The organism is Luteimonas sp. MC1825, from assembly GCF_014764385.1.
Lineage (GTDB): Bacteria > Pseudomonadota > Gammaproteobacteria > Xanthomonadales > Xanthomonadaceae > Luteimonas.
Window position 1 is genome coordinate 970392 of sequence record NZ_CP061714.1, and the last position, 13489, is coordinate 983880.

The window sequence follows — 13489 nt, forward strand, 5'->3', positions numbered from 1 at the left end:
TCGATCCGCTCCAGCGCAAGGCCGACCAGTTTACCCGCGCTCGGCGGCTTCGCCCTCGCCGGGCCCAGCCCCGACATCCGGGCCGGACGTGCCGTTGGCGCCGGCCGGGGCGAGGTCGAGCACCGCGTGCACCAGCCCCGGTGCCCCGCCGGGGGCGCGGCTGAAGCCCATGGAGTCGAGCAGGGCGAGCATGGGCGCATTGTCCTCGCGCACGTCGCCGTGCACGCGGTCCAGCTTCTTGCCGCGCGACCAGCGCACCACGCGGCGCATCAGGTGCCGGCCCAGGCCCATGCCGGCCACGTAACTGCTGACCAGCACGGTGAACGCCGCATCACGCGTGCCCGGCACCACCGCGACCCGGGCCACGCCACCGATCAGCGCTTCGCCCGGCGGCAAGGGTTCGGACACCACCAGCGCGAACTCGCTGCGGCTGTCGGGGTGGGTCATGCGGTGAGCGAGTTCCGGGGTCATTTCCGGCACGTCGTCAAGGAAGCGCTGGCGGACTTCTTCGGGCTGCAGCAGCTCGAAGCCGGCGCGCAGCGCAGGCGCGTCATCGGGCCGGATGGGCCGGATGACGATGTTGCGGCCGTTGGCGAGGCGGACTTCCTCGTGCCAGGGCGGGAGACGGTTGCGAGCGACCATGGGCGGATGCTCGCACGGTCGAAGTGAAGCCCTTTTTTACATCGCCGGCGCGGCCGGCCCGCCCTCACTCCGGACCGCGCAGCCACTGCACGCGCGACGAGGCACCCTTGCCGCCGATCGCGCCGGCCAGCGCGGCCAGCGCCGGCGTCAGCGCGGCGTCGAACTTCCACGGTGCATTGACCACCACCAGGCCGCTGCCGTTCATGCGCAGCGGCGAGTCGTCGGGGCGCACCAGCAGTTCGGTCACCAGCACCGACTTGGCCGGGAGGTCCGCGGCGCGGCGCTGGAACGGCCCCAGGGTGCGGCGCAGCTTGATCGGGTACCACAGCGCGAAGACCCCCTGCGGGAACCGCCGCAGGCCTTCGCGGATCGCAGCCAGCGCGTCGTCGAATTCGGCGAGCTGGGTTTCGTAGGGCGGGTCGATCAGCACCAGCCCGCGGCCGATGCGCGCATCGCCGTCGCGCGGCGGCAGCAGCGAGCGCATCGTCGCGTAGCCGTCGGTGGGCAGCACGCGTACGCGGCGGTCGTGTTCGAAGCCTTCCGCCAGCACCGCGTACTCGGCTGGCTGGATCTCGCAACAGGCGATGCGGTCCTGCTCGCGCAGCGCATGCGCCAGCAGCCACGGAGAGCCCGGGTAGGCATCGTTGCCGTGCGCCTTGCGGCAGGCGCGCACCGCGGCCAGGTAGCGCGTGATCGCGGGCACGCGCGGGTCCTCGGCCAGCAGGCGCTCGATGCCTTCCTCGGCCTCGCCGGTGCGCAGCGCCGCGTCGGCGCGCAGCCGGTAGCGGCCACGGCCGGCGTGGGTGTCGAGCGCGAACAGGGGCGCGGGCTTGGCGGTCAGGGCTTCGCACAGCGCCAGCAGGACGACGTGCTTGAGCACGTCCGCGTGGTTGCCGGCATGGAAGGCGTGGCGGTAGTTCATCGCGCCAAGGATACGCGGGCGGGCCCCCGGCCGCGGGTATGCTCTTCCGCCATGACCGCCGATGCCGCCACCCGCTCCACCGTGCTGCTGGTCGAGGACGACCTGGCGATCGCGGAGACCATCCTCTATCCGCTGCGCGCGGAGGGCTTTGCCGTGGAGCACCACCTGCTGGGCGGCGGCGTGGCCGAGCGCGTGCGCGCCGGCGGCATCGACCTGGTGCTGCTGGATGTCGGATTGCCAGACGTCGGCGGATTCGAGGTGTGCCGGCGGCTGCGGGCGTTCAGCGCGCTGCCGGTGGTGTTCCTCACCGCGCGCAGCGACGAGTTCGACCGCGTGCTGGGCCTGGAGCTTGGCGCCGACGACTACATCGCCAAGCCGTTCTCGCCGCGCGAGCTGGTGGCGCGGGTGCGCGCGCGGCTGCGCCGCCATCCGGTCGCGGACACCGACGGCGGCGGCGTGCGGCGCAACGGCCGTTTCGAGCACGATGCGGACGCGCGGCGGATCGCGTTCGCCGGCACCCAGCTCGAGCTCACCCGCTACGAGTACGCGCTGCTCGCGGAGCTGCTGCGGCGGCCCGGCGCCATCCTCAGCCGCGCGCAACTGCTCGACCGCGCCTGGCACGACGCCGGCGACAGCGGCGAACGCACCATCGACACCCACGTCAAGACGCTGCGCGGCAAGCTGCGCGCGGCGGATGCCGCGGCCGACCCGCTGCGCACCCATCGCGGCGTCGGCTACTCGCTCGACGTCGGCTGAAGCACGGTGCGCATCGGCCTGCGGATCCTGCTCGGCTACTTCGTGATCGTCGCGCTGGCGGCGCTGCTGCTCGGACGGGTGTTCGTGCAGCAGGTGAAGCCCGGCGTGCGCCAGGCGATGGAGGACACCTTGGCCGACACCGCCAACGTGCTGGCGGAGCTGGCCACCGACGACCTGCTGGCCGGGCGCATGGACGTCGGCCGCTTCGCCACGCGCGTGCGCGCACTGGCCGCGCGCGACCCGGGCGCGCGCATCTGGGGCTTCGACAAGCACGCGGTGAGCTACCGGATCACGGTCACCGATGCCCGGGGCATCGTGGTGTTCGACTCCGCCGGGCGCGACCTGGGCCGCGACTATTCGAAGTGGAACGACGTGCATCGCACCCTGCGCGGCGAGTACGGCGCGCGCTCCACGCGCAGCGACCCGGCCGACGACGCCAGCTCGGTGATGCATGTGGCGGCACCGATCCTGGATGGCGCGCGCATCGCCGGCGTGCTCACCGTGTCCAAGCCCAACCAGGCGATGGCGCCGTTCATCGCGCGCAGCCAGGCGGTGGTGATGCGCTGGGGCTGGGTGCTGCTGGGCACGTCGCTGCTGGTGGGCCTGCTGGCAGCGTGGTGGCTGGCGCGCCAGCTCGGTGGCCTGCGCCGCTATGCCGATGCCGCCGCCGCCGGCGAACGCGCGGTGCTGCCGGACTCCGCCGGCGAGTTCGCCGACCTGGGCCGCGCGATCGAGTCGATGCGCCTGCGGCTGGAAGACCGCCAGTACGTCGAGCGCTACGTGCACACGCTCACCCACGAACTGAAGGCGCCGCTGGCCGCGATCCGCGGCGCGGCGGAGCTGCTGGAATCGCCGCTGCCCGATCCCGACCGCGTGCGCTTCGCCGGCCACATCGGCGCGCAGAGCACGCGCATGGCGACGATGATCGACATGCTGCTGGCGCTGGCCGCGGTGGAGCACAGGCAGCAGCTCGACGCGCCGGTTGCGGTGGACGTCGCGGCCCTGGTCGCCGAGGTCTGCGAGGATGCGGCGCCGCGGATGGCCGCGGCCGGCCTTGCGCTGCAGGTCGAGACCTCGCCGTTGCCCGCGGTGGTGGCGGGGGATGCGTTCCTGCTCCGCCACGCGCTGGCCAACCTCGTCGACAACGCGATCGGTTTTTCGCCGGCCGGCGGCCGCGTGCTGGTGGCACTGCGACACGTCGACGGTCACGTGGAGGTGGACATCGCCGATGACGGCCCGGGGATCCCCGACTACGCCGCGGGACGCGTCTTCGAACGCTTCTACTCGCTGCCGCGACCGGGCGACCGCGGCCGCAGCAGTGGCCTGGGCCTGACCTTCGTCGCCGAGGTCGCGGCGCTGCACGGCGGGCGCGCGGCGCTCCGCAACCGCGACGGTGGTGGTGCCGTCGCCAGCCTGGTGTTGCCGCTGCAGCCGATCAGGTAACGCGTGCACCCTGCGGTAGCGCGTGGCAATCCGGTGTCGCGTCGCTCGCCGCGCGCTTCACCCTCGCTTCATCGTGGCCCCGTCGTGCCGCCACTCGCCGCCAGCAGCCTGTCCGCTCTCTTCTCCGTTCGTGAGGGCGACATGCGTCTCTGGTTCAAGGTGGTGATGGTCGCGGCGATGACGCTGGCGATCCTGGTGGCGCTGGCGATGGTCCGCGGCGTGATCGACGAGCGCCAGGCGCGACGCGCGGAAGCGGTGGCCAGCGTGGTGGCGGGCTTCGGCGGGGCGCAGGTGCTGGCGGGACCGGTGCTGGTGGTGCCGTACGTGGAGGAGGTCGAAGAGGACGTGCGCGATGCGGCCGGCATCCTGCACAAGGTGACGCGCACGCGCGAGCGGCAGTGGACGTTCTTCCCGGAGACCCTGCTGGTCGATGGCGCGCTGGCGCCGGACACGCGCCGCCGCGGCCTGCACCAGGTGCGGGTGTACCAGTGGTCCGGCTCGCTGCGGGCGCGCTTCGACGCGCGCATCCCCGACGAAGTCGGCCGCGTGCGGCGCATCGGCCGGCCGTGGCTGGCGCACGGCATCGCCGATGTGCGCGGACTGCGCGAGCTGCCGGTGTTCACGCTCGACGGCAAGGCGCTGCCGCTGGTGCAGGGCCTGGGCCATGCCGACGGGCCGGGACTGCATGCGCGCCTGGCGGCACCGCGCGCGGGGCAGCGCCTGGCGTTCGCGACCGCGCTCGCGCTCGAGCTGCGCGGCACCGAGTCGTTCGCCATGCTGCCGGTGGCGCGCAGCAACGACCTGCGCCTGCAGTCGTCGTGGCGGCATCCGAAGTTCGAGGGCCTCTCGCCACAGCACGACATCGGCGCCGACGGCTTCCGCGCGCGCTGGCAGGTGGCGGCGCTCGCCACCGGCGCGCAGCGCGAATACCGCCACGCCCCCGATGTCGCCCGGCACGCAGGCGGCGCGGACGGGGCGCAGACCAGCGCGGTCCGCGTGGCGCTGATCGACCCGGTAAACGCCTACCTGCAGGCCGAGCGCGCCACCAAGTACGGCGTGCTGTTCGTGGTCCTGACCTTCGTCGGCTTCTTCATGTTCGAACTGCTGCGGCAGCTGCCGATCCATCCCGTGCAGTACGCGCTGGTGGGGCTGGCGATCGCGCTGTTCTTCCTGCTGCTGGTCAGCCTCGGTGAACACATCGCCTTCGGATGGGCCTATCTGGTCGCGGCGTCGGCCTGCATCGGGCTGATCGGCTTCTACCTGTCCGCGGTGCTGCGCGGCGTGCTGCGTGGCGTCGGCTTCGCCGCCATGCTGGCACTGCTCTATGCCGCGCTCTACGGCCTGCTGGTGTCGGAGGACAACGCGCTGGTGCTGGGCGCCGGCCTGCTGTTCGCGATCCTGGCCGCGATCATGGTGCTGACCCGCAAGGTGGACTGGTACGCGCTGTCCGGACGTGGTGCATGAGCGCGTCGCGCTCAGCCGATGGCCGGCAACATGCGGCCCAGTGCAAGGGACCCCGCGGCCAGCGCCGCGCCGATCGCCGTGGCCGCGAGCACGTCACTGGGGTAGTGCAGGCCCAGCACCACGCGCGACAGCGCAACCAGCGCGGTAAACGGCAGCAGCAGCCACGCCAGCTGCGGGTAGTAGGCCAGCGCGACGATGGTGAAGGCCACCGCATGCAGGGTATGCCCGGAGGGAAAGCTGAACTCGTCGAGCGGGGCGATCCAGGCGCGGACGCGCACGTCGGTGGCGAACGGCCGCGGCCGCCGCGTCCAGCGCTTGAGCGCCTTGTACAGCAGCAGCGCGACCACGCCGGTGGCCGCCAGGTGTGCCGATGCCGCCAGCCCCTGGATGCCATCCAGCACCACCAGCGCCGCCATCAGCACGCACCAGGCCACGCCGTCGCCGAGCCGGCTTACGGTGGCGAAGACGCGCAGCACGTGCGTCGTGGCGCACCAGCCGTTGGTGCGCAGGCACCAGGCAAGATCGCCGCCGCGCGCGGCGTCAGGCGAGGGCGTTGGCGCGGGTGGTCGCGGCATGTGGGGTCTCCCGGTGCCTGCCGATGCGCTGCAGGATGGCGTCGAATTCCGCGGCCACGCTGGCCGGGCGCAGTGGTGCAACGGCGGCGCGTGCGCGCCGGCCCATCTCGCGGCGCGCATCGTCTTCAAGCGCGATCCGGCACGCCGCGCCGATGAAGCCATCCTCGTCACCTGGAGTGGGCGCGGCACCGTGCAGGCCGTGGCGCAGGTGCTCGCGCGCGGCGCCGTAGTTGAACGCCACCGTGGCCACGCCGCTGGCCATCGCCTCGAGCGTCACGTTGCCGAAGGTTTCCGACAGGCTCGGGAACAGGAACAGGTCGCCGCTGGCGACGTGTCGCGCCAGGTCGTCGCCTCGGCGCATGCCGCGGAACACGAAGTCCGGGTGTTCCGCGGCAAGCGCGGCGCGCTGCGGGCCGTCGCCGATCCACACCATGCGCGCGCCTTGCCGCTCGCGCTGCAGGGCACGGAAGGCGCGGACCGCCAGTCCGAGGTTCTTCTCGCTGGCGATGCGGCCCACGTGCACCACGGCCAGCCCGTCAGCGTCGATCCCCCATTCGGCGCGCAGCGCGTTGCAGCGCCGCGAGGCGTCGAAGCGGTCCGTGTCGACCGCGCGCGACAGCAGGGTCGGGCGGGCGAATCCCGCGCCGGCCAGCGCGTCCCGCAGTTCCTGCGTGGGCACCAGGGTGGCATCGGCACGGTTGTGGAAGTGCCGCATCCAGCGCATCGCGGGGCCTGCCAGGAACGGCGCGCCATAGTCGGCGAGGTAGCGGTCGAAGCGGGTGTGGAAGCCGGTGGCCGCGGGGATGCCCAGCGCGCGCGCGGCGCGCAGCGCGGACCAGCCGAGCGGCCCCTCGGTGGCGATGTACACCGCGTCCGGACGCTGCCGGTGCCAATGCCGGCGCAGCCGCCCCGCAGCCGGCAGGCCGAAGCGCAGGCCGGGATAGCGCGGCAGTGCGGCGCCGCGCGTCAGCAGTTCATGCGCGGCCGGCGCGCGGTCGCCGGGGTTGCGTGGCCGCACCACGTCCACCGTGTGGCCGCGGGCGCGCAGGCCGCGCTCGAGGTCCTGCACGGTGAGTGCCACGCCGTTGATCTCCGGCGGGTAGGTTTCGCTGACGATCGCGTAGTGCATGCGCTGCTCCCGTTTCAGGAGCAGCCTGGACGCCTGCGGTGTCGCGCCTGTTGCAGCCGCTTGACGGCGCCGTGACAGCGCTTACCAGTGCAGCTGGACGCGCGCTTCGACGATCGACGGATCGTCGTGGATGCGCAGCCCGCTGGCGGCATCGGTGCGGCGGCTGGCCACGTCCACGTAGTTCAGCATCAACTTGGCATTCGAGCGCCAGTACCAGTTCACGCCCACGGTCCAGGCGTCCATGCGTCCGCCGTGCACGCCGCCGTCGTCGAGGTCGAGCTGGTCGTAGCGCAGGCCGAGCTGCCAAAGGCCGCCCTCGCCGACCGTGGTCCGCGGCAGGCCGCCGCGGTAGCCCCAGGACGTGCCGCCGGGATTCCACATCGCGCTCGCGTAGCCGCCGCCGGCGTCGTAGCCGCCGGTGCCGATGCGATCGGCGCGCGCCAGGAAGTACTCGCCCTGCAGCTTGACGGGGCCGGTGATCCACATTGCCTCGAGGCCCGTCGTGGCCACGCGGTCGGCGTCGGGCAGGGTGCCGCTGTCGACCAGGCGGACCGCGGACAGATCGGCATTGGGCCGCGCGCGCAGGCGCAGGCTGTCGCCAGGGGTGTCGCGGTCGACGTGGCTCATCCCCAGGTGCAGGACCTGTCCGTCCGTGCGCAGCGGCGCCCACCAGCCGCGCGCAGCGTAGCCCGCGCCATGGGCGCCGTCGCTGGTCAGTTCGCGGCCGAACCAGGCCACGGTTGTGCCGTAATCGGAGGCGTCATAGGCCCAGGAGGCACCCAGTCGGCGCCCGGGGGCGAAGGTGTTGGTGGCTGCCGCCTTGGCGATGAAGTCGTTGTTGCGGCTGGAGGACAGCTCCTCCAGGCCGCTGGGCTGCTTGGCCTGGCCCAGCAGCAGGGTGTGGCTGGGGGCGCCGTCACCGCCGAAGCGCCAGCTGATGTTGTTGTCGAGGTAGCTCTCGTTCTCGACGTCGTAACCGACCACCCAGCCGAAGCCGCCCGGGCCGCTGCCCTTGAGCACCAGTTCGAAGCGACGGATGCCGGTGGCGCGGTCACGCCCATCGGCGCGCCCGTCCAGGTCGGCCAGGTCGTTGTCGAACCAGTTGCCGTCGACCTGGAACATGCCCTCGAACGCCACGTCGGAACCGGCCACCGTGCCCAGTGGAACCTCCGCGCGCGCCGGCGGGGCGATGACGGCGGCGGACAGGAGGGCGACGGCAAGCAGGGAACGCGGCATGGCAGGGAACCTGGGTTCGGGGGTACCGGCCAGTTTACGCAAGGGCTGCACCCCCTGCCCGCAACACTGCAGCCCGCGCCTCGCCTCAGTTCAGGTGTCCCTCGGACACCCGGCTCATGCCTCCGGCCGCAGCCTGGAAGCCGGCGGCCTGCAGCGCGGCGCGGAATGCCGGATTGTCGCCGCGGGCCAGGGCCTGCAGCCGGTAGCGGCCGTCGGCTTCGATGTCCAGCGTGGCCTCCAGCCCCAGCGGAGCGCTGGCGTCCTCCGGGACGAGGACCAGGCGTCCGCCATCGCCCTCGCAGGCTGGTATGCCGGCCAGGATCATCGGCGGCAGCGTGTCCAGCGGCAGCGTCAACTCCACGCGCACGCGGCCACCGGCTTCGCGGCAGCCGCCGGCATCGAACAGCAGGCGCGCGTCTTCGAGCAGCGCACGCAGGCCGACTCCCGCGAACGGGGGCAGCGGTACCACCCCGTCGCCGTCGCCCAGCCCCGCCAGGCGTCCGCGCGACAGCACCACGCGCGCGCTGTCGTTGCGCAGGTGCAACTGCTGTCGTCCTGCCAGCAGCGGCAGCGGCGCCAGCCCGATCCGGAGGTCGCCCACGGCCTGGCCGCGCCAGTGCGCCGCGCGCAGCCGCCCGTTCCAGAGGCTTCCTCCGGCTTCCACCGCGCCAAGGCCGGGCGGCAGGCCGATCCGCGGCAGCAGCAACTGCAGGGGCACCAGCAACAGAAGAGCCAACAGGAACGCCACGCCTGCCCAGGCCAGGTCACGCCGCATGCTCATGGCGCGACTCCGGTGAAACCGACCTCGGCACGCAGCTGGCCGTCGGCGCGTTCCACGTGGAGGGTCGCGGGGGCGATGCGGTCGGTGCTGGCCAGCGTGCCCAGCCACGCGAACAGCGCGGGCGAGGCGACGCGGTCGAATTCGAGGCTGAACGTGCCATCGGCGGCGGTGCGCTGCCGGCTCGGCGCCAGGCCGGCGATGCGCGCGCTGTCCAGCACGCGCTGCTGCAAGGCTTCCAGGCCCTGCGGGTGCGGGGGTGGCGTGGTGGCATCGCCGTGGGACAGCGCGCCGACCTCCGCCTCGACCGCCTGCAGGGCTGCGGCGGCCTGGTCGTAACGGGCCTCGGCACCATCGCGCAGCGTGCGCAGCGGTCCGAGCAGCCCGTACCACCAGGCGAACGCGGCTAGCAGCGCCAGCATGGTCGCCACCATGGCGCGCTCGCGCGCCGCCAGTCCGTGCCACCAAGTGGCCAGTCTCGCGGTCGTGATCATGCCCCGGGCTCCAGCGTGATGCCGGTCAGCAGCCCGCCGGGGGCGTCGCTGCCGGTGCCCTCCACCAGCTGCCAGCCATCGACGGCGAGCGCGCCGCGGATGGCGTCCAGGTCGTCGGGCGTGGCATGGAACAGGGATGCGCGCAGCCGGTCTCCGCGCTGGTAGTCGAGCGCCGTGAGATACGTGCCGGGGCGCGACGCGACCGCCGCGAACAGGGCGCCCGTCGCGGCGGAAAATGCCAGCGGCGCACGCGCTGCGTCAAGGTGCGCGCGCAGCGTTGCCGGATCGGTCCGCGCAGCGGCGCTGCCGTCGCCGTTGCGCGGCAGCACCCGCTGCACCGTTGCCGCCGCGCGCTGCTGCAGGTCGCGCGCGGCCAGCTCCAGCCGCAACGCCTGCGCCGCCACCAGCAGCAGCGGTGAGGCGAGCAGCGCGGCCACCAGCCAGGCCATCCGCCTGCGGTTGGCCGGCCGCGCCCGGGTCGCGGGCGGTGCGAACGCGCCCTGCAGCAGGTCGATGTCCGGCTGCAGCGCCCGCGCGGCGAGGGTGGCGATGTCATCCGCCGGCAGCACCTGGTGCGCGCGGCCGGCGAGCACGCGTGCGGCGAGCGCCGGCTCGGCGCTGAAGGCGAGGGCGGCGCCGCGCACCAGCCAGCGGTCGCCGGCGTCGAACACGCAGGCGCCATGGTCGTCGCTGTCGCAGGCGCCGCCCGGTGCAGCGGGCAACAGCAGCTGCTCGGGAACCACGGCGTCCGCGCGCATGCCGAATGCCATGGCACGGGCCAGCCAGTCGAGCAGGTGGCGCGGGTCCACGGCCGCCACCATGCGCGTGGCCTGTCCGTCATCCGGCGCCAGTGCCACGTGCAGGTCGGCGGGGTGCGCAAGACGCGTGGCGAGCAGGGCGCGTGCGGCGCCCAGGGCCTGCGCGGCGCTGCGCGCGGGCAGCTCCAGCCAGTCGACACGCACGTCCGCGCCGGGCACCACCAGTACCGTGCGCGGCGCAGCGGAGAATGCCGGCGGGTCGGGCGGCGCGTCGGGCGCAAGCGTTGCACGCGCCAGTACGCGGCCGGCGTCGTCGAGATGGAAACAGGTGGCGTGCGCCAGCGGGTCCGCGGGCAGCCACAGGATGCGCGTACTCATTCGTCGTGGGTCCATCGTCGTGCCAGCAGCCGTACCGGGCCACCGGGATCGTGTTGCAAGAGGGCGCTCAGCACGACTTCGGCGCCGCCGTATTCGACCTCCGAGTGCAGCGTGAAATAGCGCGTGCGCAGCCGCACCTGCTGGAGTTCCGGGTCAAGGGCGACCGCCGCGGCCAGCGCGGGCTGCGCCCACCACGCGGCGATGTCGCGCCAGCCGTCGGGCGGGCGCGAGGCGATCAGCCGCTTCGCCGCCGCGATATCGAGCGCGTTGCCGGTGAGCATGGCGAGGATCACGGCGTCGCCGTCCTCGAGCGTATTGATGTTGACCGGCGCCAGCGCGGCGTCGGGCAGGGCGCAGACGTGCGGGCGCAGGCGCAGGTACGCGTCGTGGTCGTGGCCGACGACCGCGCGCAGTTCGCTGACCTCGGTCAGCAGGGTGCCTGCGGTGCGGGACGCGGGCACGCGTGCGGCGTAGGCGGCATCCTCGGCACCGGCCGCGCGCGGCAGGCTGTCACTGTCGATCCAGTCGACCAGCGCGTCGACCATGGCGCCCGCCTGCGCCGCGTTGAATCCGAGTGCAGTCAGCAGGGCGAGGTACTGGCGCACGCCGGCTTCGCGCACCGTCCATTGGCCGACGGCGCCTTCGACCACGCTGTTGAGGTTGAAGCAGGCGGTGGCGTCGTCGACGCGCACGCGCATCGCGCCGTCGTCGATCGGGAACACGAACGGCCGGCCGTTCCAGCCGCCTTCAAGCGTCGTGCGGCCATCGGGCCGGCCCAGCTGCAGGATGCGGCCGCGCGCCAGCTCCTCGGTGCCGAGCGCGAACCACTGCGCCTGTGCCAGCGCCTGCGCGTTGCCGGTACGGCGCAGGCCGAATCGGATGTCGTCCATCACCGCCACCAGCAGCACCGTCATCACCGCCACCAGCAGCAGCACGGTGAGCAGCGCGGCGCCGCGTTCGCGCGCGGCGCTCACGGCGTGGTCCCCGGCAGCAGGAAGCGCTGGCGGACCTCGCCGATATCGTCCAGCGCCAGCTCCAGCTCCACCGCGCGCGGCAGGCTGGCGGCGCCGCCATGCCAGCCGTCGTTCCAGGCCTCGCCGTCGAAATACGCCACGCGCGCCCGGGTGATGCCGTCCAGCAGCACGCGTGCCCGCGCCGCGGCCGTGCCGTCCAGCGCGGGCCGCGCGCTGCGCTCCAGGCGCCCGGCGACGATCCGGTACTCGACGTGCTGCAGCGACGCGCGCGGCGCGCCGTCCGGGTTCTCGTGGCCGCGGCGCACGAAGGCGAACAGCGGCCCGGATTCATCCGGACGGCCGCCGATGAAGGCGTCGCGCGCGGGCGAGCCGTCGCTGCGCCGCGCCAGCCGCGTCGCCGCCTGCGACAGGTCGGTGCGCAGCAGGGCGCGCGCGCGCTGGAACTCGCCCAGTCGCGCCATGCGTTCGCGCAGCGCCTGCTGGCTGTCGGCGGCATAGGCCATCACCGCGACGCCGGCGGCGGCGATCAGGCCGAAGATCGCCAGCGACACCATCACTTCGAGCAGGGTGAAACCGCGCTGCCGCGCGTCGCGGCGGGCGCGGACAGCGGCGCGCGACCCGGTCATTCCGGCACGCCCCGGAACAGCGCGAGCTCGGCGGCCACGCGTGCTTCGCCCGGCGCCATGACCGTGACGTCGATGCGCAGCAACGATGCATCGGCGGTGGGCGCCACCGTGCGCGTCCAGCGCCAGTCGCGGCCGCCGGCGGTCTCGGTCCCGTGCGCGTCATCGCCGAGCAGGCGCGCGTCGATCGTCGCTGCCTCGACCGCGACGTTGTCCGCCACGACCGCCGCCAGCACGCGTTCCTCGATCGCCACCGCGGTGCGCGTGCTCTCGCCCGCGAGGTTCAGCAGGCCGAGCACGGCGAGGGCGAACACCGCCAGCGCGACCAGCATCTCGATCAGCGAGAAGCCGGAGGCGCGGGGTGAGCGCGCGCCGTGCTCAGCGTGCGCCGGCATCGACGTCGATCCCGCCGCCGCCATCGACCATGATCCGCGCGCTGCGGCCCTCGCGTTGCAGCACCAGCGTCACCGGTTCGCTGGCACCGGTGGGATCGAAGCGCACGCTCGTGCGCGCGTGCCCCTGCGGCAGGACGGCCTGCGTGCCCGGCTGCCAGGCGACCGTCGCGAACGCCTTGCCGTCGAGCGGCTGCCAGCCGTCGAAGCGCCGGCGCCGGAATTCGTATCCGCGCGCGGTGGCGCTCACCTCGATGGTGCGCATGCCGAGGATCGCTTCGTCGCGCGCGTGAGCGAGGCGAGCGCCGAACGCGTCGGCCTCTTCGACCAGCACGTCGTCACCCGGCGGCAGCGTCAGCGCCACGGCGGCGCCGGCGAGGCCGATGACGGCCAGGGCGACCATCAGCTCGACCAGGGTGAAGCCCTGCATGCGCACGAGGACGTCCACTCAGCCCCAGTTGCCGATGTCGGCACCGTCGCCCTCGCCGCCCTCGACGCCGTCGGCGCCGAACGAGAACACGTCGAAGCTGCCGTCGCGGCCGGGCTGGCGGTACTGGTAGGCGTTGCCCCAGGGGTCGGCGGGCAGGCGGCGGATGTAGCCGCCCTTGCGGTAGCGCTCCGGGCGCGCGAGCCCCGCCGGCGCCTTGAGCAGCGCGTCGAGGCCCTGCGCCGTGGACGGATAGGCGAGGTTGTCGAGGCGGTAGGTCTCCATCGCCTGCTCGAGCACGGAGATGTCGGCGCGTGCCTTCTCCGCCATCGCGCGATCCTGGCTGGGCATGACGTTGATCATCACCACCGTGGACAGCAGGCCGATGATGACGATCGCGACCATCAGTTCGACCAGGGTGAAGCCGGCCGCACGCGCGGGCCGCGCACGATGGACACGGGGGAAGGTGCTGCGGGGGCGATGCATGTCGGGGTCTCC

Annotated in this window: 16 protein-coding genes; 3 read left to right on the top strand and 13 right to left on the bottom strand. The window is 73.5% G+C overall.

Annotated elements, in window-relative coordinates; genetic code table 11:
* Window positions 1-30 precede the first annotated feature (30 nt).
* Window positions 31-642, bottom strand: coding sequence for a GNAT family N-acetyltransferase (locus tag IDM46_RS04470; RefSeq protein ID WP_185114926.1), 612 nt, complete (start codon window positions 640-642; stop codon window positions 31-33).
* 64 nt (window positions 643-706) lie between these two features.
* Entirely contained in the window at window positions 707-1564 is an 858-nt protein-coding gene (rlmJ, locus tag IDM46_RS04475; protein ID WP_185114927.1) for a 23S rRNA (adenine(2030)-N(6))-methyltransferase RlmJ, read from the bottom strand.
* A gap of 51 nt (window positions 1565-1615) precedes the next feature.
* Here rlmJ and creB point away from each other — a divergent pair, with 51 nt between their 5' ends.
* From creB to creD, 3 genes are all read left to right on the top strand, one after another.
* A complete protein-coding gene (gene creB / locus IDM46_RS04480; protein ID WP_185114928.1) occupies window positions 1616-2320 on the top strand; it encodes a two-component system response regulator CreB in 705 nt (234 codons plus the stop codon).
* A gap of 6 nt (window positions 2321-2326) precedes the next feature.
* Window positions 2327-3763, top strand: a complete 1437-nt coding sequence (gene creC / locus IDM46_RS04485; protein ID WP_185114929.1) for a two-component system sensor histidine kinase CreC — start codon at window positions 2327-2329, stop codon at window positions 3761-3763.
* 141 nt (window positions 3764-3904) lie between these two features.
* Window positions 3905-5227, top strand: coding sequence for a cell envelope integrity protein CreD (creD, locus tag IDM46_RS04490; RefSeq protein WP_185114930.1), 1323 nt, complete (start codon window positions 3905-3907; stop codon window positions 5225-5227).
* Window positions 5228-5238: 11 nt separating this feature from the next.
* Here the strand turns inward: creD and IDM46_RS04495 are convergent, their stop codons facing one another.
* From IDM46_RS04495 to gspG, 11 genes are all read right to left on the bottom strand, one after another.
* Window positions 5239-5802: a phosphatase PAP2 family protein gene (locus IDM46_RS04495; RefSeq protein ID WP_185114931.1), complete on the bottom strand. Its 564-nt coding sequence runs from the start codon at window positions 5800-5802 to the stop codon at window positions 5239-5241.
* On the bottom strand, window positions 5768-6931 hold the full coding sequence (locus tag IDM46_RS04500) for a glycosyltransferase family 1 protein (protein ID WP_185114932.1): 1164 nt from the start codon (window positions 6929-6931) through the stop codon (window positions 5768-5770). Before IDM46_RS04500 ends, IDM46_RS04495 begins: the two co-directional genes overlap by 35 nt.
* Window positions 6932-7012: 81 nt before the next feature.
* Window positions 7013-8167 carry a porin gene (locus IDM46_RS04505; protein WP_185114933.1) on the bottom strand — a complete coding sequence of 385 codons (1155 nt, stop codon included), beginning with the start codon at window positions 8165-8167 and terminating at the stop codon, window positions 7013-7015.
* Between the two features lie 85 nt (window positions 8168-8252).
* Window positions 8253-8948, bottom strand: a complete 696-nt coding sequence (gene gspN / locus IDM46_RS04510; protein ID WP_185114934.1) for a type II secretion system protein N — start codon at window positions 8946-8948, stop codon at window positions 8253-8255.
* On the bottom strand, window positions 8945-9439 hold the full coding sequence (gspM, locus tag IDM46_RS04515) for a type II secretion system protein GspM (RefSeq protein WP_182822045.1): 495 nt from the start codon (window positions 9437-9439) through the stop codon (window positions 8945-8947). Before gspM ends, gspN begins: the two co-directional genes overlap by 4 nt.
* The gene (gspL, locus tag IDM46_RS04520) at window positions 9436-10575 is read right to left on the bottom strand and encodes a type II secretion system protein GspL (RefSeq protein WP_182822043.1); all 1140 of its coding nucleotides are present in this window, start codon (window positions 10573-10575) and stop codon (window positions 9436-9438) included. The genes gspM and gspL overlap by 4 nt, the downstream gene beginning before the upstream one ends.
* Complete coding sequence (gene gspK / locus IDM46_RS04525) at window positions 10572-11549, bottom strand: type II secretion system minor pseudopilin GspK (RefSeq protein ID WP_223878026.1); 978 nt, start codon at window positions 11547-11549, stop codon at window positions 10572-10574. Before gspK ends, gspL begins: the two co-directional genes overlap by 4 nt.
* Window positions 11546-12175 (bottom strand): type II secretion system minor pseudopilin GspJ, encoded by a 630-nt coding sequence (gene gspJ, locus IDM46_RS04530; protein ID WP_182822041.1) that lies wholly within the window; start codon window positions 12173-12175, stop codon window positions 11546-11548. The genes gspK and gspJ overlap by 4 nt, the downstream gene beginning before the upstream one ends.
* Window positions 12172-12567 carry a type II secretion system minor pseudopilin GspI gene (gene gspI / locus IDM46_RS04535; protein ID WP_182822039.1) on the bottom strand — a complete coding sequence of 132 codons (396 nt, stop codon included), beginning with the start codon at window positions 12565-12567 and terminating at the stop codon, window positions 12172-12174. The genes gspJ and gspI overlap by 4 nt, the downstream gene beginning before the upstream one ends.
* Window positions 12551-13012 carry a GspH/FimT family pseudopilin gene (locus IDM46_RS04540; RefSeq protein ID WP_182822037.1) on the bottom strand — a complete coding sequence of 154 codons (462 nt, stop codon included), beginning with the start codon at window positions 13010-13012 and terminating at the stop codon, window positions 12551-12553. Before IDM46_RS04540 ends, gspI begins: the two co-directional genes overlap by 17 nt.
* Window positions 13013-13477, bottom strand: coding sequence for a type II secretion system major pseudopilin GspG (gene gspG, locus IDM46_RS04545; protein ID WP_182822035.1), 465 nt, complete (start codon window positions 13475-13477; stop codon window positions 13013-13015).
* Window positions 13478-13489 lie beyond the last annotated feature (12 nt).

What these genes read in the sequence shown, in the direction of transcription:
- IDM46_RS04470 (WP_185114926.1), bottom strand. Translation starts at nt 642, where the DNA reads ATGGTCGCTCGCAACCGTCTCCCGCCCTGGCACGAGGAAGTCCGCCTC.
- rlmJ (WP_185114927.1), bottom strand. Translation starts at nt 1,564, where the DNA reads ATGAACTACCGCCACGCCTTCCATGCCGGCAACCACGCGGACGTGCTC.
- creB (WP_185114928.1), top strand. Translation starts at nt 1,616, where the DNA reads ATGACCGCCGATGCCGCCACCCGCTCCACCGTGCTGCTGGTCGAGGAC.
- creD (WP_185114930.1), top strand. Translation starts at nt 3,905, where the DNA reads ATGCGTCTCTGGTTCAAGGTGGTGATGGTCGCGGCGATGACGCTGGCG.
- IDM46_RS04495 (WP_185114931.1), bottom strand. Translation starts at nt 5,802, where the DNA reads ATGCCGCGACCACCCGCGCCAACGCCCTCGCCTGACGCCGCGCGCGGC.
- IDM46_RS04500 (WP_185114932.1), bottom strand. Translation starts at nt 6,931, where the DNA reads ATGCACTACGCGATCGTCAGCGAAACCTACCCGCCGGAGATCAACGGC.
- IDM46_RS04505 (WP_185114933.1), bottom strand. Translation starts at nt 8,167, where the DNA reads ATGCCGCGTTCCCTGCTTGCCGTCGCCCTCCTGTCCGCCGCCGTCATC.
- gspN (WP_185114934.1), bottom strand. Translation starts at nt 8,948, where the DNA reads ATGAGCATGCGGCGTGACCTGGCCTGGGCAGGCGTGGCGTTCCTGTTG.
- gspM (WP_182822045.1), bottom strand. Translation starts at nt 9,439, where the DNA reads ATGATCACGACCGCGAGACTGGCCACTTGGTGGCACGGACTGGCGGCG.
- gspL (WP_182822043.1), bottom strand. Translation starts at nt 10,575, where the DNA reads ATGAGTACGCGCATCCTGTGGCTGCCCGCGGACCCGCTGGCGCACGCC.
- gspJ (WP_182822041.1), bottom strand. Translation starts at nt 12,175, where the DNA reads ATGACCGGGTCGCGCGCCGCTGTCCGCGCCCGCCGCGACGCGCGGCAG.
- gspI (WP_182822039.1), bottom strand. Translation starts at nt 12,567, where the DNA reads ATGCCGGCGCACGCTGAGCACGGCGCGCGCTCACCCCGCGCCTCCGGC.
- gspG (WP_182822035.1), bottom strand. Translation starts at nt 13,477, where the DNA reads ATGCATCGCCCCCGCAGCACCTTCCCCCGTGTCCATCGTGCGCGGCCC.